Genomic DNA, 21,151 nt, shown 5'->3' with positions numbered 1-21,151 from the left:
AGCGCTAAGACGCCGGAGCTTCCAAGGCGGCCAGGTAGCCCGCTACCAGCGCGTGCGCGACCTGGGTGACGGCTTGGTCACGCGGCAGGAAGCGTTCGTCGTGCAGGCTCGGGACGCCCGCGGTGTCGCCGAGGCCGACGAAGAGCATCAGCCCGCGGGTGCCGCCGCCGCAGTAGTGGGCGAAGTCGTCGGCGCCGAACGAGCGGAACTTGTCGTCCACGACGAAGCCCGCGTGCCGCAGCCACTGCTGGGCACCCGCGGCCAGCGAAGCGTCGTTGTCCAGGACCGGCTCGCACGGGCTGATCTCCAGCTCGGCCGTGCAGCCGTGCGCCCGCGCGGTGCCGTGCACGATGTCGGCCAGGGCCTCCAGCGCGCGTTCGCGGTCCTTCGCGCGCATCAGGCGCAGCGAGCCGAACGCGCTCGCGCTGTTCGGGACGACGTTGGCCGCCGCGCCGCCCTGGATGCGGCCGATCGAGCAGACCGCGCCGAACACCGGGTCGATCCGGCGGGACGCGAGCTGCTGCAGGCTCACCACCAGCTGGGACAGCGCCAGGATCGGGTCGCGCAGCAGCTGCGGGTAGCCGGCGTGGCCGCCCTGGCCGTGCATGGTGACCTCGAACTCGTCGGTCGAGGCGTTCACCGGCCCCGGCACCGCCGAGACGACGCCGTGCGCGATCCGCGGCTGGACGTGCGCGCCGATCACCGTGTCCACCCCGTGCGCGGCCAGCACCCCGGACTCGACGACGTCGAGCGCGCCGGGCGGGGACGTCTCCTCCCGCGGCTGCAGCAGCGCCAGGATCGGCCGGGGCACGCCCACCCGGACCGCCGCGCGGCCGACCGCGACCAGCGCCGCGAGGTGGACGTCGTGGCCGCACGCGTGCATGAACTCGTTCCCGGACGCCCACGGCACCCCGGTGCCCTCCAGCACCGGGAGCGCGTCGAGCTCGGCCCGCAGCGCCACGGCCGGGCCTTCGCCGCCGGGCAGCGGGATCGCCCGGCCGGTCTTGGCGACGCGGGTGCCCTCGCCCGCGCCGAGCGCGCCGGCCACCAGGCGGGCGGTGTCCTCCTCGTCGCCGGACCCGCGGGGGTCGGCGTGCACGGCGTGCCGGAGCTCGACGGCGGCGGGCAGTTCGTCGGCGATCGCCTGCGTCCACCGGGTCCACAGATCACTCACACGTGCTCCAAGCGGTAGATCCTCTTCGCGTTCTCGTGTCCCACCAAAGCACACAGCCGGACGGCGTCCTTTTCGGACATCGCGTCGGCGTCGAGCGCGGCGCGCACGAAGTCCGACAGGCCCTGCCGGAACAGCGCCGTGCCCAGGTGGTACAGCTCGGCCAGGCCGAAGGCGTCGGTGGAGAAGAGCACCTTCCCGAACGGCGCCAGCTCCAGCAGCTCGGCCAGCACGGCCGGCGCCCGGAAGCCCGCGTTGTGCGTGATGAGCCCGGCGTCGACGAACACGTGCTCGAAAACCTGCGCCAGATACGCGGCCTGGCGGTGGAACGGGTAGTTGTGCAGCAGCAGGATCGGCACGCCGCTGCCGCGCGTGGCCCGCAGCAGGCCGGTGAGCAGCAGCGGGTCGCCGCGGTGCAGGTCGACGTCGGAGTCGCCGTAGCCGACGTGGAACTGCACCGGCAGGCCGAGGTCGAGGCCGGTGAAGACGAGGTGCCGGTGCAGCACCTCGTCGGCCAGGCGGCCACCACCGGCGGCCAGCCACCGCCCGGCCGCGGCTTCGACCTCCGCCGCCGACGGCCGCGAACCCGCCAGCCCGAGCCCGACCCGGTAGGCGGCGATCGACTTGAGCCCGACCGCCGTCGCGGCGCGTTTCCCCAGCTCGTCGGCGAAAGCCGCGGCGAACCCGGCCGCGGTCGTACCCGGGAGCACCGCTTCGGCGACCTGTTCCAGCCGGACGACGTCGTGCGCGCGGGTGCACGCCAGCCCGGCGAACTCCGCGGTGCCGGTCAGCGCGTCCGGCAGGAACCCGCCGTCCAGCAGGAAGTCGGTGGTGCCGGTGGCCCGCAGGAACCGCCGGGCCACCTCGGCCGCGCCCAGTTCGGCGCGGCGCTGCAGGTAGGCCTCGGCCGGGGCGTGCTTCGGCAGGTCGAGCACGGGTGCGCAGCGGGCGCGCACGGCCAGCCCGATCAGCGAGTCGAACAGGCTCGTGCCCAGCGGCGAGGACGCGTCGGCCTCGGTCAGCATCGCCTCGAAGTCCCCGCGGGTGACGTCGCGGGTCACCACGCCGTGGCAGTGGTGGTCCACCAGCGGCAGATCCGCGACGAACGGGAGCAATCTCCTCATGCGCCTCCGTCCACACTCGTCAGCCTTTCCCCCACCCTACGAGCGAACCGCGGTGCGGACAGGACGGCGAGCACCGCGAGCACCAGCACGGCCGCGGCCACCACCGGGAACCACCGCGCCGGCCCCTCGGTCGGGTACGGCACGACGTTGACGTACACGGTGTAGCCGAGCACGGCGAGCGCACCGATCGGGAAGACGAGGTGCCAGGCCGGCACGCGCATCCGGCGCTTCACGAACAGCAGCAGGATCGCGCCGGCCGTGGTGAGCAGGTAGATGACCAGCAGGATGAGCGTGCCGATCGAACCGGACCAGGCGAACGTGTCCGACGCGGTCGCGCCGAAGAACACCGCGCACACCACGATGATCAGCACCGCCGCGAGGGTCACGGCCGTCACCGCGGCCACGGGCGTTCCGCGCGAGGACGTCCGGCCGAGGCCGCCGCCCGCGTCGCGGCCGAGGGCGTAGAGCAGCCGCGAGCCGCCGACGACGCAGGCCAGGCAGCAGCCGAACGCGCTGATCGCCGCGCCCACGCTGATCACGTCGCCGACCCACGCGCCCGCGTACCGGCCGCCGAGGTCGCCGAGCAGGGACGGCGAGTCGTGGAACGCGGTCGCGTCGCTGCCGAACGCCATCATCTCCACGGCCGTCACCACCACGAAGTAGAGGCCGCCGAAGACCGCCGTGCCGAGGATCGCGCGCGGGATGTTGCGCTTCGGGTCGTGGGTTTCCTCGCCGAGCGTCGCGGCGGCTTCGAACCCGGCGAAGGACAGGAAGCCGAACACCGCGCCGAGGAACACCCCGGACAGCCCGGTTTCCGGGACGAAGACGGCCATCGAGAACCGGGCGCCGCCGGGGGCGTTCCCGGCCAGCAGCCGAACCAGGATCACCACGGTGACCAGCAGGATCACCGCGATCGTCGCGCCCTCGACGGCGAGCAGGGTGCTCGTGCCGCGGCGGGCGGGCAGCACCGCCAGCAGCCACGCGCCGATCAGCGCGACGGCCGTCAGCACGAACGGGCCCCAGGACGGCGGCGACGGCCAGATTCCCACCTGCGTCAGGAAAGCTGTGCCCAGCGTGCCCGCGGCCGAGCTGGTGACGACGGCGTAGAACGTGTACGTCCCGAGGAGCCCGATGCCGGACACGACACCCGCGCGCGGGCCGAGGGTGGCGCCGACGAAGGCGTACACCGAACCGGCGTGCTGGTAGTACTGGCAGAGCTTGACGAAGCCGTACGCGACCAGGAGGACGCCGACCGCGGCGAGCAGGAAGGCGAGCGGCACGGCGCGCCCGGCGGCGGCCGCGGTCTGCTGGGGGTTGATGTTGGCGGCCATGCTCGGGGCCATCAACGCCACGGACAGGCCGACGGCCTGCCAGACGGAGAGGGAGCGGCGCAGACCTGGACGGGTTTCGACGGTGTCTGACACGATCTTCACCTCATTCTTCAGGCGAGAACTCAGTGAACATCGACGGGGGCGGGATGAGCCAGCTCGATCGGGCAGAACTCGCGCAACAGGGCGCACTCCGTGCCGACGCGCTGCGCGCCGCCGGCGTCGAGCTGGTTGCGTTGACCTTCGTGGACAACAGCGGGATCGCGCGGGTGAAGGCGGTCCCGGTGGACCGGCTGTGGTCCGCGGCGGCGTGGGGCGTCGGCGCGTCGAACTCGTTCGACTTCTTCCTGGCCACCGACGACATCGTGGGCGGCACGCATTCGCGCGGCCCGGTCGGCGACCTGCGGCTGCACCCGGACCTCGGCGCGCTCGTGCCGCTGGCCGCGCAGCCGGGCTGGGCGTGGGCGCCGGCCTGGCGCTACGACCAGGAAGGCGAGCCGCACCCGCAGGACGCGCGGGCGCTGGCCGCGACCGCGACGGCCCGCCTCGCCGACCTCGGCTACCAAGCGCGGACGGCGTTCGAGATCGAGTGGGTGATCACGGCGGCCGACGCGCCGGACGACCCGCGCTCGGCCACCGCGGGCCCGGCTTACGGCTACGCACGGCTGTCGGCGCAGGCGGGCTACCTGCGGAAACTGGTGTCCACGCTGGCCGCCCAGGGCATCGCGGTGGAACAGATCCACCCGGAGTACGCGGCCGGGCAGTTCGAGGTCTCGGTGGCGGCGGGCGACCCGGTGCGCGCGGCCGACGTCGCGGTGCTGACGCGCGAGACGATCCGGACGGTCAGCGAGCAGTACGGGCTGCGGGCGTCGTTCACGCCGAAGTTCGCGCCGGACGGCGTCGGCAACGGCGGCCACGTCCACCTGAGCATCTGGGACGGCGACCGCAACCTGTGCGCCGGCGGCGACCGGCGGTTCGGGCTCACGGAGACGGCGGAGGCGTTCGGCGCCGGGATCCTTTCGCGGCTGCCGGCGCTGCTGGCGATCGGCGCGCCGTCGGTGGTCAGCTACCTGCGGCTCGAGCCGCACCACTGGGCCGGGGTGTTCCGCGTGTGGGGGCTGGAGAACCGCGAGGCGCCGCTGCGGCTGGTCCAGGGCCCGGCCGGGCAGCGCGACCGGGCGGCGAACTTCGAGGTCAAGTGCTTCGACCTGACGGCGAACCCGTACCTGGTGGTGGCGGCGCTGCTGTTCGCGGGCCTGGCCGGGGTGTCGGCCCGCGAGACGCTGCCCGAGCCGGTCGACGTCGACCCGGGCACGCTCCCCTCGGCGTCGCGGCTGCCGACGTCACTGGCCGAGGCGGTGGCGGCGTTCGAGGCGGATGCGGCGTTGACGTCGGCGTTCGGCCCGGAGCTGGCGACGACCCTGGTGGACGTCCGCCGCGGCGAGCTCGACCGGCTGGGTGCGCTGCCGCCGGACGAGCTGTGCGCCGTGATGCGGTACCTACATTAACGCTTTCGCGACTTCGCTCCGGAGCTGCGGGAGCTTGGCGTAGAGCCTGTCACCGGGGCATTCGGTGTTGTAGTAGTCGCGGTGGCCCTTGATCTCCTCGACGGGGATCCCGTACTGGCGGCAGATGTACGCGCAGAAGACGACGAGCGATTCCCACTGCGGCTGGGGCGGCTCGACGCTGGTGTAGAGGCCTTCGTTTTCGATGCCGATGGCGTTGGTGTTCTGCCCGGGGCAGTGCGCGCCCTGGATCATGGTGGTCCGCCCGCGCAGCGCGTCGAGGCTGCCGTGCCGCCCTTCGAGCCGGTACCCGCCGCGGCTGACGGTGAAGTGCTGGCCGGTGTCGGACCAGCCGTTGTTGTCGATGTGGTCGTGCTGGTCGTCGCGGGCAACCTGGAAGGCGTGGGCGAGGGAGTAGTCGGTGCTGTTGGCGCCGGCGATGTGGTGGATGAGGATCCGGTTGGCGGGGTGGTCGAGCGTGGTGAGCGCATCGGCCGGCGGCCGCGCACCCCACTCGGCACAGCTGTAGATCCGCGGCTCGGCGCTTTGAGCGGCCCGGGCGGCTCGCGGGAGGACCAGGCCGGCGGCCCCGGCGACGGCGAGACCGGCGGCACCGCGGAGGAAGCCGCGCCGCGGGAGGTGTGCGATGTCCATGGGGCGGACTTTGCCGCGGCGGCGTACAGCTTTCGTACAAAGGCCGGTCAGGCGAGGCGGATTGTGGGGTTACCGGCGCACCTGAGCCCGATATCCGGCTTAAGCGGTCGCAACCGCCCGGCGCACGCCGTCCGCCAGCTCCGCCGACAACGCACGAACCCCCTCAGCACCCTCCGCCGCCGCCGTGACCAGGGCGGAACCCACGATCACCGCGTCCGCGAACGAGGCCACCTCGGCCGCCTGGTCGCCCGACCGCACACCCAGGCCCACGCCGATCGGGAGCGATGTGTGCGCCCGCGTCCGCCGGACCAGTTCCTCCGCACCCGCGCCGACCTGGTCGCGAGCACCAGTCACGCCCATCACCGCGGTCGCGTAGATGAACCCCGACGACGCAGCGGCCGTCAAAGCAAGGCGCTCTTCCGACGACGAAGGCGCCACCAGGAACGTGCGGTCCAGGCCGTGCTCCTTCGAGGCCGTGATCCAGGCCGAAGCCTCGTCCGGGATCAGGTCCGGCGTGATCAGGCCGAGCCCGCCCGCCGACGCCAGGTCGCGCGCGAAGCGGTCCACGCCGTAGCGGTTCACCGGGTTCCAGTACGTCATCACCACCGCGCGGCCGCCGCGGGACGACACCGACTCGACCACCTCGAACAGGTGCTTGAGGCGGAAGCCGTTGTCCAGCGCGGTCACCGACGCGGCCTGGATGGTCGGGCCGTCCATCACCGGGTCCGAATACGGGACGCCGACCTCGATCAGGTCCGCGCCGCCGTCGACGCAGGCCGCGATCAGGTCCTTCGACCCCGCCACCGTCGGGAACCCGGCCGGGAGGTAGCCGATCAGGGCGCCACGGCCCTCCGCCCGCGTGGCAGCGAAGAGGTCGTCCAGCCCGCTCATTCGTTCACCAGTCCGAACCACTTGGCCGCCGTGTCCATGTCCTTGTCGCCGCGGCCCGACAGGTTGACCACGATCAGCCCGTCCGGCCCCAGCTCGCGGCCCAGCACCAGCGCGCCGGCCAGCGCGTGCGCCGACTCGATCGCCGGGATGATGCCCTCGGTGCGAGACAGCAGCTTGAACGCGTCCATCGCCTCGGCGTCGGTGACCGGGCGGTACTCGGCGCGGCCGGTGTCCTTCAGCCACGCGTGCTCCGGGCCGACGCCCGGGTAGTCCAGGCCGGCCGAGATCGAGTGCGACTCGACCGTCTGGCCGTCCTCGTCCTGCAGCAGGTACGTCATCGCGCCGTGCAGGTTGCCCGGCGTGCCCTTGGTCAGGGTCGCGCCGTGGCGGTTGCCCTCGATGCCCTCGCCGCCCGGCTCCAGGCCGACCAGCCGCACCGACGGGTCGTCGTAGAAGCCCGAGAAGATGCCGATCGCGTTCGATCCGCCGCCGACGCAGGCCGCGACGACGTCCGGCAGGCGCCCGGCCTGCTCCAGGATCTGCTCGCGGGCCTCGGTGCCGATGACGTGGTGGAAGTTGCGCACCATCGTCGGGAACGGCGCCGGCCCGGCGGCCGTGCCGAACAGGTAGTGCGTGGTGTCGGCGTTGGTGACCCAGTCGCGCAGCGCCTCGTTGATCGCGTCCTTCAGCGTCCGCGAGCCGGTCTTGACCGGGATCACCTCGGCGCCGAGCAGCCGCATCCGGGCCACGTTCAGCGCCTGGCGCTCGGTGTCGACCTCGCCCATGTAGACGACGCAGTCGAGGTCGAGCAGCGCGCACGCGGTGGCCGTCGCGACGCCGTGCTGGCCAGCGCCGGTCTCGGCGATCACGCGCTTCTTGCCCATCCGCTTGGTGAGCAGCGCCTGGCCCAGCACGTTGTTGATCTTGTGGGAGCCGGTGTGGTTGAGGTCCTCGCGCTTGAGGAACACCCGCGCACCCCCGGCGTGCTCGCCGAAGCGCTTGGCCTCGGTCAGCAGCGACGGGCGGCCCGCGTACTCGCGCAGCAGCCGGTTGAACTCGTTCAGGAACTCCGGGTCGTGGCGGGCCTTGTCGTACTCGGTGGCGACCTCGTCGACGACGCCGATCAGCGCCTCCGGCATGAACCGCCCGCCGTACGGGCCGTAGTAGCCCCGCTCGTCCGGGTCGTGCTTGTCGTGCTCAGCGGTCACCGGGACGGCCTCGGGCAGGCGGGGTGGGAACCGGCGGTGACCAGCTTGACCAGGGCGCCCTTCGGGTCGCCGGACGCGACGAGACCCTCGCCGACCAGCACCGCGTCGGCGCCGTGGCCGGCGTACGACATCAGGTCGCCCGGGCCGCGGACGCCGGACTCGGCGACCTTGTAGACGTCCATCGGCAGGCCGGGGGCCAGCCGCGAGAAGACGTCCCGGTCCACCTCGAGGGTGTGCAGGTTGCGCGCGTTGACGCCGATGACCTTGGCGCCCGCTTCGAGGGCCCGGTCGGCTTCCTCGGCGTTGTGGATCTCCACCAGGGCGGTCATGCCGAGCGACTCGACGCGGTCGAGCAGGGCGACGAGCGCGTTCTGCTCCAGCGCGGCGACGATCAGCAGCACCATGTCGGCGCCGTGCAGGCGGGCCTCGTGCACCTGGTAGGGGCTGACGACGAAGTCCTTGCGCAGGATGGGGATGTCCACCGCGGCGCGGACCGCGTCCAGGTCGGCCAGCGAACCGCCGAAGCGGCGCTGCTCGGTGAGCACGCTGATCACGCGCGCCCCGCCGGCTTCGTAGTCCTTCGCCAGCGCGGCCGGGTCGGGGATGTCGGCCAGCTCACCCTTCGAGGGGCTGCGCCGCTTGACTTCGGCGATGACGCCGATGCCGGACTCGCGCAGGGCGGACATGACGTCGCGGGGCGCCGGGGCGGCGGCCGCGCGGATCTTCAGTTCGTCGAACGGCAGCGCGGATTCCCGCACGGCGAGATCTTCCCGCACGCCGGCGACGATGTCTTCGAGCACGCTCACCGGGCGCCCCCACCAGGGCGCGTGCTCACGGATTCACTCGCAAGGTCGCTCACAAAAACCTTCCCCTTCCCGCCGAAACGATGCTAACCCCCGCATCGGAGAGGCCCGGTTCCGGGTGTGCGCGTTACTCCGAATGCCTGCCCCGGACGTCCGTGGGGTCTTCACCCTCGGACAGCGCCTCCCACAGCTCGGCGTCCGGGTCACGGACCTTTTTCCGGGTCGCCGGAGCCGCGTACTTCGCCCCGAGCCGGGTGGCCCGGGCCGCGCCCTTGACAGCGGCCAACCCGCCGGCGGCCACGAGAATTCCCCCGAGCACGGCGAGACCGCGCCCGAGCAGCATCTGGGTGACCGGCAGCCCGTCGGCGTAGCCGGAGAACCGGGCACCGGCGACGCCGCTCCAGACCGCCGCCACGCCGGCCAGCGCCAGCACGACGCCCAGCACGCGCCGCGCCCAGCCGCCGGTGGCCACCAGCCCGGCCACGCCGGCCAGTGCCAGCAGCGCGAGCGGCACGAGCGCGCTCGCCCGCTGCTCGCCGGACTCGCGGTAGAGGACCGTGCCCCGCACGCCGCCGTCGCGGAACTCGGCGTACCAGGTCAGCCGTGACGCACCCCACAGCGCGGCCGCGCCGAGCAGCAGCGCGAGCACGATTATCCACAGTGGACGCTTGGAGACCGGGGCGGCCGTGTCCACGGACACCCCTTCCGGCGCGTCAGACATGGGCCGCGTCCGCGGCCGGGTCCAGGGCACCCGCCGCCACCATCGTCTGGGCCGCGGCCACCGCCGAGAGCACGGTCCTGGCCTTGTTCAGCGATTCGGTGTCCTCGTAGTCCGGCACCGAGTCGGCGACCACCCCGCCCCCGGCCTGCACGTGCGCGATGCCGTCCTTGACCAGCGCGGTGCGGATCGCGATCGCGGTGTCGGCGTCCCCGGCGAAGTCGAGGTAGCCGACGACGCCGCCGTACAGCGCGCGGCGGACCGGCTCCAGCTCCTCGATCAGCTGCATCGCGCGGACCTTCGGCGCGCCGGACAGCGTCCCGGCCGGGAAGCACGCGGTGACCGCGTCGAACGCCGTCTTGTCCTCGGCCAGCTCGCCGGTGACGGTGGACACGATGTGCATGACGTGGCTGTAGCGCTCGATCTGGAAGAAGTCGACGACGCGCACGGTGCCGGGCTTGCAGACCTTGCCGAGGTCGTTGCGGCCGAGGTCGACGAGCATCAGGTGCTCGGCGCGCTCCTTCTCGTCGGCCAGCAGGTCCTTGGCCAGCTGCGCGTCCTCCTCCGGGTCGGCGCCGCGCCAGCGGGTGCCCGCGATCGGGTGCGTGGTCGCCTTGCCGTCCCGCACGGTGACCAGGGATTCGGGGCTGGAGCCGACGATGTCGAAGCCCTCCAGCCGCAGCAGGTACATGTACGGGCTCGGGTTGGACGTCCGCAGCACGCGGTAGATGTCGAGCGCGTCGGCCGCGGTCGGGATCTCGAACCGTTGCGACGGCACGATCTGGAACGCTTCGCCGGCCTTGATCGCTTCGACGGCCTTCTCCACGGCCGCGTGGAAGTCTTCCTTGGACCGCTTCCGGGTGAACTCGGGCGCGGGCCGGTCGAACGCGGCGACGGTGGCGGGCGCGGGCACCTGCAGTTGCTCGGTCATCGCGCCGAGCCGGGCGACGGCGTCGTCGTAGGCCGCGTCCACGCGCTCGGGCGAGTCGTCCCAGTTGACGGCGTTCGCGATGAGCGTGACCGTGCCCTCGTGGTGGTCGAAGGCGGCCAGGTCGGTGGCCAGGAGCATGGTCAGCTCGGGCACGTCGAGGTCGCGCTCGGCCAGCTCGGGCAGCTTTTCCAGCCAGCGGACGGCGTCGTAGCCGATGTAGCCGACCATGCCGCCGGTCAGCGGCGGCAGCCCGGGCAGCGGCTCGGTGTGCAGGGCTTCGATGGTCTCGCGCAGAACCTGCAGCGGGTTGCCTTCGGACGGCAGGCCGACCGGCGGGGTGCCGGTCCAGACCGCTTCGCCGTCGCGGACGGTGAGCGCGGCCGGGCTGCGGACGCCGATGAACGACCAGCGGGTCCAGGACGCGCCGTTCTCGGCGGACTCGAACAGGAACGTGCCGGGCCGGTCGGCGGCGAGCTTGCGGTACACCCCGATCGGCGTCTCGCCGTCGGCGAGGACCCGGCGCACGACCGGGATCACGCGGCGGCTCTCGGCGAGGACGCGGAAGTCCTCGCGGGACGGGCTGACCGTGCCGGGACCGGCCGAACCGGCGGATGCGCTGACCATGGCCCCATTGTGCTGGGTTCTCCGTCGGCGGGCGATGCCGGGTGTCAAATTCAATGAATGTTGAATTCGGTGGGCCCGTCCGTCATGATGGAGCCGTGAGCACCACCGGGAACACCGAGACTAACGCCCGCCGCCGCGGCCGCCGGCCGGCCGGCCAGGACACCCGCACGGCGCTGGTCGAAGCAGCGCGGGCCGTGTTCGCCGAGACCGGCTACGACGGTGCGACCGTGCGGGCGATCGCCACCCGCGCCGGCGTCGACGCGGCGATGGTCAACCACTGGTTCGGCAGCAAGGAGGGCCTGTTCGCGCAGGCGGTCCTCGAGCTGCCGTTCGACCCCGTGGAGCTGCAGAAGGCGCTGCGCCAGGGCCCGGACGACGAGCTCGGCGAGCGGATCGTCCGCACGTTCATCACCCGCTGGGACAGCGCGGGCGGCGGCCAGTTCGTGGCGCTCATCCGCAGCATCACCGGCCACGAGCAGGCCGGCCACGTCCTGCGCGACTTCTTCCAGCGCTTCTTCAGCGCCCTGATCACCTCGATCGACTCGGACCGCATCCCGCTGCGGATGAACCTGTGCGCGACGCAGATGGTGGGCCTGGGCATGGTCCGGTACGTGGCGAAGTTCGAGCCGGTCACCACCGAGGACGTCGAGGTCCTCGTCCGGGCGATCGCGCCGACCCTGCAGCGCTATCTCACCGGCGACATCGGCTGAGCCCGCGGCCCGGCCGCGAGCACCGGGACGTGCTGCGGCCCCGGCTTGTCCGGCCCGTATGGGAACAGGACCACCATCTGCCGTCCCCAGCCGCCCACCCACGCGCGGCGGCGGGCCAGCTCGCCCGGACGGTGCAGGGACGGGACGCAGCGCAGCCCGATCCCGCTACCGTCGCGGTAGGCGGCCTCGATCCACTGCCCGCGCTGGACGCGCGGCACGACGGTCACCGTCGCGATCCGCCACCCCGTCTCCGCGACCGCGCGGGCCCGGCGCCACCAGCCCCACGCCGCGCTCGCCGCGAACGGCAGCGCGAGGAACCCGGCCACCAGAGCCGCGACGGCGAGCCATCCGACGACCTGGCTCCCGTTGGCTTCGAGGGTGGTGCGAACGTGCGCCGGGTCGGCCGGGTCGTAGACCACGGTCACCGTCTCGCCCTCGTGGTAGTCGCGCCCGGAATCGCGGACGATTTCCTCGGTCCAGGACGCGCCCGGTGTGTGGTAGCGCACCCACATCGTCGGCGCGCCCCGGGCGGGCTCCTCGACCGACAGCACCGTGCCCTCGGCGTGGACGCCGGTGGCCAGCAGGTCCGCCGCCGCGCGGTCGGCGGCGATCACGGCGGCGAGGCCGCTCGCGAACAGCAGCGCCCAGGCGCCCGCGATCGCCGTGGCCACCAGGGCGGTCCGGCGCAGGCGCGCGGTCTGGGCGTCCAGGTCGACGCGGCCTTCGCCGTGGGAGCCCTCGCGCCCGGGCAGCCAGGCGCCGAAGTCCGGCACTTGGTCGCGCAGCCGCACATCGGGTGCGTGCAGGCGACGGGCACCGAACGCGGCGAGCGCCAGGGAACCGGTCAGGATGGCGGCCTCGCCGAGGAGTTCGCCGTCGGCGAAGGCGTAGTCCGGGGTCAGCAGCGAGTACGCCGTGCCCGCGCCGAAGAACAGGAAGACGAGCACCGCGGCCACGATCAGCACGAGCCACCCCCGCCGCCCGGTCACCGACGGTCCTCGGTGCGCCTCGCCAGCGCGTACGCCGGGACCGCGTACGGCCCGGGGCGGCGCGGGCCGTTCGGGAACAGGACGACCATGTGCCGTCCCCAGCCGCCGACCCAGGCGAGCCGGTCGGTGAAGTCCGCGAGCGCGTTGGCGCCGTGCGTCGACGACATCGCCCGCAGGGTGATCCCGGTGCCCTCGCGGTAGCGGACGTGGATTTCCGGCGGCGGCCGCCGCACGGAACGGCCTCTGGGGACGAAGACGCGCACGATGTCGACCGTCGCGTTGCGCCAGCCGGTGACCGCGACCGCGCGGGCCCGGAGCCACCAGCTCACCGCGGCCAGTGCGGCGAACAGCGTCCCGAGCGAGCCGGCCACGATCGAGACGATGCCGAGGTTGACGGCGAACCGGCTCTCGTTCGTCTCGGACGACGTCCGCACCCGGTCCGGATCGGCGCGGTCGACGATCACGGTGACCTGCTCGCCGACGTGGTAGGTGTGCCTCGAGTCGCGGACGATTTCGGCGGTGCGGGCGCCGTAAGTCACCTGGAACGCCATCCCGCCTCGGCTGTAGGTCTGCACGGACACCACCTCGCCGGGGAACCGGGCACCGGTCGCGAGGAGTTCGTCGGCGGCCTGGTCGAGCAGGACGAGGCCGGTGACGCCGGCTCCGGCCAGCGCCGCCCAGACGAGGACGAACCCGCTCGTGCGCCACGCGATCCCGCGCAGCCGCCCGGTTTCGGCCGCGAAGTCGATCCGGCGGTCGTGGTCGTGATCGGTCGGCGGCGGCAGCCAGCCCCCGAACCCGTTTGCGCCAGCGGCGGCGCGGTTCCGGGCCGACACCAGCAGGCGGCGGACGGCCCACACCGCCGAACCGGCCACCGCGACGAGCGCGACGAAGAGAGCGGGAACCATCCCGTAAGCCGCCACCACTTCCGGGGAGGCGGAGAAAACGGCCACCACGGCCGCCGGGAGCGCGAACCACACCCACCGCCGCCGGACGAAACCGCCGAAGGGATCCATCAGCCGAGCTTAGAAGCTCGTGAGCTGCGGTGACGCTGCGAGAAAAGGCACAGCGGACGAAGGCAACCGGACGGCCGCGCCGAGCGTGCAAGTGAGCAGGCGATCGTCACCCGGATGCCGGAAGGAATGGCACTTTCTCGCATTTCGTGGACACCATTCGCACATTCGGGGAATCGACGGGATTCGTATTATCGGCTCATGAAGCCAACGTCTTCGGGGCCCGCCGCGCGCACTCTCGCCGCTTCACTGCGCGAAGAACGCGAAGCACGCAACGTCGGTCTGCGCGTGCTCGCCGACGAGCTGGGAATCCTGCCGCAGCTGTTGTCGGCGTGGGAAAAGGGGCAACGCCTGCCGAGCGTCGAGGACGTGTCGGCGATCCTCGCGCTGCTGGGCATCCACGGCGAGAAACGCGACCGGATCCGGACGCTCGCCCGCCACGCCCGCGAACCCAACTGGCTCGCGTCGAGCAACGCCGATCTTCCCTTCGCCCTCACCACGAGGCTGGATCTCGAACGGACCGCGACCGCCATCATCACCTGGTCGCCGTTGATCATTCCCGGGCTGCTGCAGACCCCGGACTACATCCGGTCGATCATGGACAATTCCGCGGGGGTGACGATCGAGCAGGCCGACAAGCGGTTGCGAATGCGGCTCGCCCGCCAGAAGATCCTCACCCGCTCCGACCCGGTCCGATTCACCGCGCTGCTCGGCGAGCGTTCCCTGCAGGAAAACTTCGGCGGTGCCGGAGTCATGTCCGATCAGCTCGATCACCTGCTGGACATGTCGGCGCGCCGGAACATCAGCCTGCACATCGTTCCCGCCGGAATCGGCTACCACCCCGGCCTGATGGGCCCCTTCGACATCTACGAGTTTCCCGGCTCGCCAGCGATCGCTTCCGTCGAACACATCTACTCGACCGCCTTCCTGCACGAGGAATCGCAGGTCACCGGCCATAAGCACGATGCTAAGGTGTTGCGCGGACTAGCTCTGAGCGAAGAGGCTTCCCAGGCCCTGCTGCGGGAGGCCGCCCGATAACGGAGGCGATCGTGGGCTCAACCGGTTGGCGCAAGTCTTCCTGCAGCGGCCCCAACGACAACTGTGTCGAGGTGGCGCTGGGGCCGGTCGTGGGCGTGCGGGACACCAAGGCCCGCCGGGCCGGTCAGCTGACGGTCTCCGCGCGGGCCTGGCGTTCCGTTCTCGACCGGTTTCGCTGACCTACCGCGCCAGCAGCAGTGCGATGAGCGCCAGCGTGCCCGGCACCACCTGCACGAACAGGATCCGCTTGCTGGCCGTCGCCGCGCCGTAGAGCCCCGCGACGATCACGCAGACGATCCCGTACAGCTTGAGCTGGAAGCCCGTCGGGTCGCTCGCGATGAGCCCCCAGATCAGCGCGAGCGCCAGGAAGCCGTTGTAGAGCCCCTGGTTCGCGGCGAGCGTCTTGGTCTCCTCCGCGAACTCCTTCGTCGTGCCGAAGCCGGCGCGGGCGCGGGGGGTCGTCCAGAGGAACATCTCCAGGACCACGATGTAGAGGTGGATCAGGGCGACGAGCCCGACCAGGATGTCGGCGACGATGGTCACGCGTGCTCTTTCTCATCCGCCAGGAGGAGGCGCTCCTCGGTGTCGAAACAGGTGTGCGTGCCGGTGTGACAGGCCGGGCCGGTCTGGTCGACGCGCAGCAGGACAGTATCGCCGTCGCAGTCGATGCGCACTTCGCGAACGTGCTGGTAGTGGCCGGACGTCTCGCCCTTGACCCACAGCTTCCCGCGGCTGCGCGACCAGTACGTGCCGCGGCGGGTGGCCAGCGTCGCCGCGAGGGCGTCGTCGTTCATCCAGGCCATCATCAGCACGTCCGAAGTGGCGTGCTCGACGACGACCGCGGCGATCAGGCCGTCGGCGTTGCGCTTGAGTCGCGCCGACACGGCCGCGTCCAGGGTCATGCGGTGGCTCCCAGGATGTGCCGCTTGAGCGGCATCGAGTTCAGCAGGACGAACGCGTAGCCGTAGCCGGCGAAGGACAGACCGGAGAACAGCTTGATCCACCACAGCTCGGCGGCGAGCAGCAGGAACGCGTGCAGCAGGGCGAAGGCGACGGTGACGACCAGCCCGCCGATGCGGGCGCTGCCCATCTTCAGCACGAGGCCGGTGGTCACCACGCCGCCGAGGATCAGCGCGAGCGCGGGCATCCGGTACACCGCCAGGCTCGACCCGGCGCTCAGCACCAGGACGAGGTTCAGCAGCGCCCACGCCACCGGCAGCCCGACCAGCAGGCCGGCGGTCACCTTCACCTCGACGGGTGCCTGCCAGGACTTCACCGGACCTCGACCCCGCCTTCGCGCAGGGCGCTCTTGACGTCGCCGATCTTCAGCTGTCCGAAGTGGAACACGCTGGCGGCGAGCACGGCGTCGGCCCCGGTCCGCACCGCGGGCAGGAAGTGCTCGACGGCCCCGGCGCCGCCGCTGGCGATCACCGGGACGCGCACGGCCTTGCGCACGAGCTGGATGAGCTCGAGGTCGAAGCCGTTCTTCGTGCCGTCGGCGTCCATCGAGTTCAGCAGGATCTCGCCGACGCCGAGCTCCTCGCCGCGGGCGGCCCACTCGACGGCGTCGATGCCGGTCCCCCGGCGGCCTCCGTGCGTGGTGACCTCGAAGCCCGACGCGGTCGGCTCGCCGCCCTCGGGCACGCGCCGGGCGTCGACGGACAGCACGATGCACTGGGCACCGAACCGTCTCGACGCCTCGCTGAGGAACTCGGGCCGGGCGATGGCGGCGGTGTTGATGCTGACCTTGTCGGCGCCGGTCCGCAGCAGCCGGTTGACGTCGTCGTTGCTGCGGACGCCGCCGCCGACGGTGAGCGGGATGAAGACCTGCTCGGCGGTCCGGCGGACCACGTCGTAGGTGGTCTCGCGGTCGCCGGAGGAGGCCGTGACGTCGAGGAAGGTGAGCTCGTCGGCGCCCTCGGCGTCGTAGCGCCGGGCCAGCTCGACAGGGTCACCGGCGTCACGGAGGCCGGCGAAGTTGACACCCTTCACGACCCGGCCCGCGTCGACGTCGAGACAGGGGATCACCCGCACCGCGACAGACATGCCTTCAGCGTAGTCAAGGGGGTTCGGACCTCCGCGGATGGCACGGCCCGGCCACCCGATTCGCCTTCGTCCGGCTGGAGGACGTCCTGCCGCGGTGAAAAAACTCGCGTCCGCCGTGCAGCGGCGCCGCCCCCTCGCGCGTCCAGAGGGTGACGGAGAGGACGCGTGTGACTTTCGAAGAGTTCGTGGCGGAGCGGCTGGACGGGCTGCTCCGCTACGCCACCGTCCTGACCAGTGACCCGCACCTGGCGCAGGACGTCGTCCAGGACGTGCTCCTGCGCGCCCAGCAGCGGTGGGACGGCATCGCCGCGCCGCCGACCTACGTGCGGCGGATGATCACCAACGAGTACCTGTCCTGGCGGCGGCGGGCGGTGCGGCGGATGGTGTCGAGCAGCCACGACGTCCTCGACGCGCTCGGCCCGCCGGAACCCGACCCGTCGGCCGCCTACGACGAGCGGGACGCGATGCTCGGCCTGCTCGCCACGCTGCCCCGCAAGCAGCGGGCGGCGATCGTCCTGCGGTACTACGAAAGCTACTCCGACGCCGAGATCGCCGCGGTCCTGCGGTGCGGCGTCTCGACCGTCCGCAGCCAGATCTCCCGGGCGCTGGCCACCCTGCGCCAGGCCGGGCTGAACCACACCACCGTCACCACCGGAGCCCCCGAATGACCCGCAGCGAGCACGAGACCGAGACGCTGATCCGGGACAGCCTCGAACGCCTCGCCACCCGCGCCCCGGACGGGCACGCGGTCCGCGACGCGCTCACGCGCGCCGGGCGGAAGCGGCAGCCGTCGAGCCGGCTGGCGCTCGTCGCCGCCGCGGTGGTGGTGCTCATCGTCGGCGTCGTGGCGGGCACGCAGCTGCTGACCAGGCCCGATCCGGTGCCTGCCGCGAGCCGCCCGGTGCTCGGCTACGGTCCCGAGTGGCTGCCGGACGGCTTCACCGAGCAGTACCGCGAAGGCGGGCCAGGGATCGCCCCGCAGGTCCGGCAGTGGGCGGCCGGGGCGGCCCGGGTCACGCTGACGGCGTACTCCACCGCCGACCCCGAGTGGTCGCAGACGGCGCTGAAGATCGCGGCGATCAAGGACCAGGCCCTGGTGCACGGCCGGGTCGCCATGCTCACCGGCACCGGCGGCACCGCGGAGCTCACCTGGCTGGCCGACGACGAGCACGTGCTGGTCGTGCAGGTCCTCGGGCTCCCTGACGCCCGCGCGACCGCTCAGCGGGTCGCCGACTCGGTTACCGGCCGGAAGGTCGGGGTCCGCGGCGAGGTGCGGTTCGGCGCACTGCCGGCCGGCCTGGCCGAGCGTTCGGCCGTGGTGCAGGGCTCCGGACCCGGCAACGCCGGCACCGAGCTGACCGCGGCCGACCCGGCCCGGCCGTCGGTGCCGCTGGTGCGCGTCACCGCCGGGCCGAACCCGCCCACGCCGGACGTGGCGCTGTCGGTGACCGTCCGCGGCGGCGAGGGATTCTTCGTGGCCCCGGCGCCCGGGCGGGACGCGATGGTGTTCACCCGGCTGCCGTCGGGGCGCTGGCTGCGGGTGTCGGGCGCGCGGCCCGAGGCCGAGCTGGTCGCCGTCGCGAACGGCGTCCAGCTCGACCCGGCACCCGATTACGGCTGGCTCGGGAAGGTCACCAGTTGATCATCGGGAACCAGATGATCCCGAGCCTGCCGAGCACGCGGACGTCCCAGTAGAGCAGCGTGAACGTGCCGCCGACCAGCAGCGCGGCCCCGGTCACGATCGCGACCCGCGCCGGTTTCGCGGCCAGCCAGCGCTGCACGCGCCCGCCCGTGGCGTAGGTCAGGACGAGGAACAACACGGCCATGACCACGATGTTGCCGAGCGACTGCAGCGCGAACGCGGCGGCGCCGTAGAGGACGTTGTGCTGCTCGGCGGCGCTGCGGAACATGATCCGGAAGAGCGGGTACGGCCGTCCGATGAGGAAGCCGCCGATCAGGGCGCCCATCAGGACCAGCGGCGCGGCGGGGTGCCGCCGGGTGAAGTCCGCGAAGGGGTTGCGGAGGATGCCGAGCGCGACCAGGCCCATCAGCAGGAAGACCAGGCCGACGACACCGAAGGCGATCATGGACTGGACGCTGCGCGGCGAGAGCCCGGTGGTCTTGGCGGTGTCGAACTGCGGCATGCGCGTGCCGACGAGCGCGACGATCACGCCGTAGACGACCGAGATGGTGAGCATCCCGGCGGCGATCCAGCCGAGCGGCTTGAACTTGTTGGCCGTCCGGTCGCCCACGAGCGGAGCGACGGCCCCGAAGGCGGCGATGTTGCAGGCGGTGAAGGAGCCCGCGAGGCCGGAGACGAACGCGAACAGCGTCCCGGCGAGGACGCCGCTGATCGGGGTGGCCTTGGCGTCGTAGCCGAGGAGGCCGTTCGCGACGCTGTCCCCGATGACGGAGTCGACGAAGGGTGCCGACCAGATGGCGGTCAGCACGAACCCCGCGACGACCGCGGCCACGGCGATCGCGGCCCGGCGCGCGGGGTACGGTCCGGCGCCGAAGAAGCCTGCTTGAGGATGAACCGGTACTTGCTGTCCGACCGCCATCGATGCCCTCCAGTGTGCGGGGAATCCAGCGATCGAAGCGTTGCAGGAGGGGGCAGTGAAACGCTTCGGCCGAGCGTGTGGGGTTTCGGTGACGAACGGCCTAGGCATTTTTCACGCTGGTCACGGTGGGACATGGCCTTCCCCGCGACCGCCACCTGGCGGCACCTTTCCGAGGCACCGCTCAACCCTGCCCGCCGGCGGCCGGGCCGCGGCGCCGGCGTTCGGCTTCAGCTGCGTCGTCAAGTATGACGACACCAAGCTGATCACCCGCTACCCGGGCATCGCCGTCCGCCACCCGGCTACCGTGGGCGCATGACCTCCGAGACCGACCGCCTCGCCGCCGAGCGCTACGTCGTCCTGACCACGTTCCGGCGCGACGGGCGGGCCGCGCCGACCCCGATCTGGGTGGCCGGCCGCGACGGCGAGCTGGTGTTCTGGTCGGTGCGCGCGGCCGGCAAGGTCAAGCGCATCCGCAACGACGGCCGCGTCGAGGTCCAGGCCTGCGACGTCCGCGGCCGGAAGACGCACGGCGCGAAGGTGTCCGGCCAGGCCCGGCTGCTGGACGCGGCGGAGACCGAGCAGGTCCGGCGCGCGATCGCCCGCAAGTACGGCATCGTCGGGCGCGTCACGATGTTCTTCTCGAAGCTGCGCGGGCCGGAGGACCGGACGGTCGGCATCGCGGTCAAAGTGGACGGCTGAAGCCCCGGAAGCCGCGCCGCAGGTAGTTCGGCAGCGCGTTCGGGTGGTCGAGGGTCGAGGTGTGCAGCCAGACCCGCCGCGTCCCGGGCAGCGCCCACGCGTCGGCGACGACGAGGGTGAGCGCGAACCCGCCGAGGCCCTTGCCGACGAACTCCGGCACCAGGCCGAAGGTGGTGATCTCGACATCGTTCCCGGGCTGCGGCTCGAAGTCCGCGGCGCCGGCGATCTCACCGCGGTACTCGATGAGCCGGTACTCGCGGCGCGGTTCGGCGAGCCAGCGGTCCCACTCGTCGTCCCCGCGGGTGACGCTCGGCCACCGGTACGGCGTGCCGATCCGGACGTGCAGCGCACGGATCAGTGGCCCGGGCCGGACGGTCCGGAGCCCGACACCGTCGACCGGCGGAGCGGGGTTGAGCTGATCGGGCGCGGTCATTTCCAGCTGGGTGACGATCTCCTCCACCGCGGCAACCTACGACCCGAGTGGGTCGCTGTCAGCCGCTTTTCGGCCTCAAGCGGCCGATCACGGCGGCGGTGTCGGCTGCCCGGCCAGCAGCCGCTCGACCAACGCCGTGACGAGGTCGAGGCGCTGCTCGTCGGTGAACAGGTCCGGCAGCGTCAGCCGTTCCAGGATCAGCCAGTTCAGCGCGAGCCAGAGCAGGACGACCGTCGTGCCGTCGCCGGGCAGGCCGGACTTCTCGTGGTACCCGACGTTGAAGTCGACGTCCGCGCGGATCCGCCGGGTGAGCACGTCCCGCAGCTCCGGGCGGCGCGTGGCTTCGAGCCGCAGTTCCAGCAGGGCGAGGAAGCCGGTGGGGAACGCGGCCACCCGGTCGACGAGCTCGTGCATCAGCTGCGTCACCCGCGCCCGGTCGCGCGGCCCTTCCAGGCCGCCCGCGATCACCGCGTCGTCCACCAGCCGCTCGTAGACCCGCTCCCCCGCGTGCATGAGGATTTCGCCGCGGCTGGAGAAGTAGTTGGACGCCGTGCCGACCGGCACACCGGCCCGCTGGTCGACGGCGCGGAAGGTGAGCCCGCGCGCGCCGTCACCGGCCAGGACCTCGATCGCGGCGTCCAGCAGGGCCGCCCGCCGCTCGGGGTTGCGTCGCACCATGGTGTCGCTCCGGTCGTAGAAGCACTT

General features: G+C 72.4%; 25 protein-coding genes. 7 read left to right on the top strand and 18 right to left on the bottom strand.

Features of this window, described 5'->3' with window-relative positions:
- Positions 1–4: 4 nt before the first annotated feature.
- From ABZX11_RS31635 to ABZX11_RS31625, 3 genes are read right to left on the bottom strand one after another with little or no spacing between them, the layout of a single operon-like run.
- Positions 5–1,174, bottom strand: coding sequence for an amidohydrolase (locus ABZX11_RS31635; protein WP_354919798.1), 1,170 nt, complete (start codon positions 1,172–1,174; stop codon positions 5–7).
- Complete coding sequence (locus tag ABZX11_RS31630) at positions 1,171–2,295, bottom strand: amidohydrolase family protein (protein WP_354919795.1); 1,125 nt, start codon at positions 2,293–2,295, stop codon at positions 1,171–1,173. Before ABZX11_RS31630 ends, ABZX11_RS31635 begins: the two co-directional genes overlap by 4 nt.
- On the bottom strand, positions 2,292–3,719 hold the full coding sequence (locus ABZX11_RS31625) for an APC family permease (RefSeq protein ID WP_354919792.1): 1,428 nt from the start codon (positions 3,717–3,719) through the stop codon (positions 2,292–2,294). The genes ABZX11_RS31630 and ABZX11_RS31625 overlap by 4 nt, the downstream gene beginning before the upstream one ends.
- Before the next feature lie 53 nt (positions 3,720–3,772).
- Between ABZX11_RS31625 and ABZX11_RS31620 the strand changes: the two genes are divergently transcribed.
- Positions 3,773–5,131 (top strand): glutamine synthetase family protein, encoded by a 1,359-nt coding sequence (locus ABZX11_RS31620; protein ID WP_354919789.1) that lies wholly within the window; start codon positions 3,773–3,775, stop codon positions 5,129–5,131.
- Here the strand turns inward: ABZX11_RS31620 and ABZX11_RS31615 are convergent.
- The 6 genes from ABZX11_RS31615 to ABZX11_RS31590 all read right to left on the bottom strand — a co-directional run bounded on the left by ABZX11_RS31615 (position 5,123) and on the right by ABZX11_RS31590 (position 10,957).
- Positions 5,123–5,782, bottom strand: coding sequence for a peptidoglycan recognition family protein (locus ABZX11_RS31615; protein WP_354919786.1), 660 nt, complete (start codon positions 5,780–5,782; stop codon positions 5,123–5,125). The genes ABZX11_RS31620 and ABZX11_RS31615 overlap by 9 nt on opposite strands.
- A 99-nt stretch (positions 5,783–5,881) precedes the next feature.
- Positions 5,882–6,673 (bottom strand): tryptophan synthase subunit alpha, encoded by a 792-nt coding sequence (gene trpA / locus ABZX11_RS31610; RefSeq protein ID WP_354919783.1) that lies wholly within the window; start codon positions 6,671–6,673, stop codon positions 5,882–5,884.
- Positions 6,670–7,899 (bottom strand): tryptophan synthase subunit beta, encoded by a 1,230-nt coding sequence (trpB, locus tag ABZX11_RS31605; RefSeq protein WP_354919875.1) that lies wholly within the window; start codon positions 7,897–7,899, stop codon positions 6,670–6,672. The genes trpA and trpB overlap by 4 nt, the downstream gene beginning before the upstream one ends.
- Positions 7,878–8,687 (bottom strand): indole-3-glycerol phosphate synthase TrpC, encoded by an 810-nt coding sequence (trpC, locus tag ABZX11_RS31600; RefSeq protein WP_176175823.1) that lies wholly within the window; start codon positions 8,685–8,687, stop codon positions 7,878–7,880. The genes trpB and trpC overlap by 22 nt, the downstream gene beginning before the upstream one ends.
- A gap of 124 nt (positions 8,688–8,811) precedes the next feature.
- Positions 8,812–9,339 (bottom strand): Trp biosynthesis-associated membrane protein, encoded by a 528-nt coding sequence (locus ABZX11_RS31595; protein ID WP_176178256.1) that lies wholly within the window; start codon positions 9,337–9,339, stop codon positions 8,812–8,814.
- A gap of 58 nt (positions 9,340–9,397) precedes the next feature.
- Entirely contained in the window at positions 9,398–10,957 is a 1,560-nt protein-coding gene (locus ABZX11_RS31590; protein WP_354919780.1) for an anthranilate synthase component I, read from the bottom strand.
- Positions 10,958–11,052: 95 nt separating this feature from the next.
- Here ABZX11_RS31590 and ABZX11_RS31585 point away from each other — a divergent pair, with 95 nt between their 5' ends.
- The gene (locus ABZX11_RS31585; RefSeq protein WP_176175821.1) at positions 11,053–11,667 is read left to right on the top strand and encodes a TetR family transcriptional regulator; all 615 of its coding nucleotides are present in this window, start codon (positions 11,053–11,055) and stop codon (positions 11,665–11,667) included.
- Here the strand turns inward: ABZX11_RS31585 and ABZX11_RS31580 are convergent.
- Positions 11,643–12,656 carry a DUF3592 domain-containing protein gene (locus ABZX11_RS31580; RefSeq protein WP_354919777.1) on the bottom strand — a complete coding sequence of 338 codons (1,014 nt, stop codon included), beginning with the start codon at positions 12,654–12,656 and terminating at the stop codon, positions 11,643–11,645. The genes ABZX11_RS31585 and ABZX11_RS31580 overlap by 25 nt on opposite strands.
- A complete protein-coding gene (locus ABZX11_RS31575; protein WP_354919775.1) occupies positions 12,653–13,672 on the bottom strand; it encodes a DUF3592 domain-containing protein in 1,020 nt (339 codons plus the stop codon). Before ABZX11_RS31575 ends, ABZX11_RS31580 begins: the two co-directional genes overlap by 4 nt.
- Before the next feature lie 198 nt (positions 13,673–13,870).
- Between ABZX11_RS31575 and ABZX11_RS31570 the strand changes: the two genes are divergently transcribed.
- Positions 13,871–14,707 (top strand): helix-turn-helix transcriptional regulator, encoded by an 837-nt coding sequence (locus ABZX11_RS31570; RefSeq protein ID WP_354919772.1) that lies wholly within the window; start codon positions 13,871–13,873, stop codon positions 14,705–14,707.
- A gap of 11 nt (positions 14,708–14,718) precedes the next feature.
- Positions 14,719–14,886, top strand: coding sequence for a DUF397 domain-containing protein (locus ABZX11_RS31565; protein WP_354919769.1), 168 nt, complete (start codon positions 14,719–14,721; stop codon positions 14,884–14,886).
- 1 nt (position 14,887) lies between these two features.
- On the opposite strand, the gene ABZX11_RS31560 is transcribed toward ABZX11_RS31565, so the two are convergent.
- From ABZX11_RS31560 to hisF, 4 genes are read right to left on the bottom strand one after another with little or no spacing between them, the layout of a single operon-like run.
- Positions 14,888–15,250, bottom strand: coding sequence for a DUF1304 domain-containing protein (locus ABZX11_RS31560; RefSeq protein ID WP_354919766.1), 363 nt, complete (start codon positions 15,248–15,250; stop codon positions 14,888–14,890).
- A complete protein-coding gene (gene hisI, locus ABZX11_RS31555; RefSeq protein WP_176175816.1) occupies positions 15,247–15,609 on the bottom strand; it encodes a phosphoribosyl-AMP cyclohydrolase in 363 nt (120 codons plus the stop codon). Before hisI ends, ABZX11_RS31560 begins: the two co-directional genes overlap by 4 nt.
- Complete coding sequence (locus tag ABZX11_RS31550) at positions 15,606–15,983, bottom strand: hypothetical protein (RefSeq protein ID WP_176175815.1); 378 nt, start codon at positions 15,981–15,983, stop codon at positions 15,606–15,608. Before ABZX11_RS31550 ends, hisI begins: the two co-directional genes overlap by 4 nt.
- Positions 15,980–16,753, bottom strand: coding sequence for an imidazole glycerol phosphate synthase subunit HisF (gene hisF, locus ABZX11_RS31545; protein ID WP_176175814.1), 774 nt, complete (start codon positions 16,751–16,753; stop codon positions 15,980–15,982). Before hisF ends, ABZX11_RS31550 begins: the two co-directional genes overlap by 4 nt.
- A 167-nt stretch (positions 16,754–16,920) precedes the next feature.
- Here hisF and ABZX11_RS31540 point away from each other — a divergent pair, with 167 nt between their 5' ends.
- Both ABZX11_RS31540 and ABZX11_RS31535 read left to right on the top strand, forming a co-directional pair.
- Positions 16,921–17,421 (top strand): SigE family RNA polymerase sigma factor, encoded by a 501-nt coding sequence (locus ABZX11_RS31540; protein WP_176175813.1) that lies wholly within the window; start codon positions 16,921–16,923, stop codon positions 17,419–17,421.
- Complete coding sequence (locus tag ABZX11_RS31535) at positions 17,418–18,395, top strand: hypothetical protein (RefSeq protein WP_354919761.1); 978 nt, start codon at positions 17,418–17,420, stop codon at positions 18,393–18,395. The genes ABZX11_RS31540 and ABZX11_RS31535 overlap by 4 nt, the downstream gene beginning before the upstream one ends.
- On the opposite strand, the gene ABZX11_RS31530 is transcribed toward ABZX11_RS31535, so the two are convergent.
- The gene (locus ABZX11_RS31530; protein ID WP_354919758.1) at positions 18,385–19,314 is read right to left on the bottom strand and encodes a hypothetical protein; all 930 of its coding nucleotides are present in this window, start codon (positions 19,312–19,314) and stop codon (positions 18,385–18,387) included. The two genes, ABZX11_RS31535 and ABZX11_RS31530, sit on opposite strands and share 11 nt — an antisense overlap.
- A gap of 312 nt (positions 19,315–19,626) precedes the next feature.
- Here ABZX11_RS31530 and ABZX11_RS31525 point away from each other — a divergent pair, with 312 nt between their 5' ends.
- On the top strand, positions 19,627–20,013 hold the full coding sequence (locus tag ABZX11_RS31525; RefSeq protein WP_354919755.1) for a PPOX class F420-dependent oxidoreductase: 387 nt from the start codon (positions 19,627–19,629) through the stop codon (positions 20,011–20,013).
- Here ABZX11_RS31525 and ABZX11_RS31520 read toward each other — a convergent pair.
- Together ABZX11_RS31520 and ABZX11_RS31515 are read right to left on the bottom strand one after the other, a co-directional pair.
- On the bottom strand, positions 19,997–20,473 hold the full coding sequence (locus ABZX11_RS31520; RefSeq protein ID WP_354919752.1) for a GNAT family N-acetyltransferase: 477 nt from the start codon (positions 20,471–20,473) through the stop codon (positions 19,997–19,999). The genes ABZX11_RS31525 and ABZX11_RS31520 overlap by 17 nt on opposite strands.
- A 60-nt stretch (positions 20,474–20,533) precedes the next feature.
- Positions 20,534–21,124: a TetR family transcriptional regulator gene (locus ABZX11_RS31515; RefSeq protein ID WP_354919749.1), complete on the bottom strand. Its 591-nt coding sequence runs from the start codon at positions 21,122–21,124 to the stop codon at positions 20,534–20,536.
- Between the last annotated feature and the right edge of the window lie 27 nt (positions 21,125–21,151).

Source organism: Amycolatopsis sp. NPDC004169, assembly GCF_040610315.1.
GTDB lineage: Bacteria > Actinomycetota > Actinomycetes > Mycobacteriales > Pseudonocardiaceae > Amycolatopsis.
The sequence above is the reverse complement of the archived record's forward strand: the minus strand, read 5'-3'. Positions and strand labels throughout refer to the sequence as shown.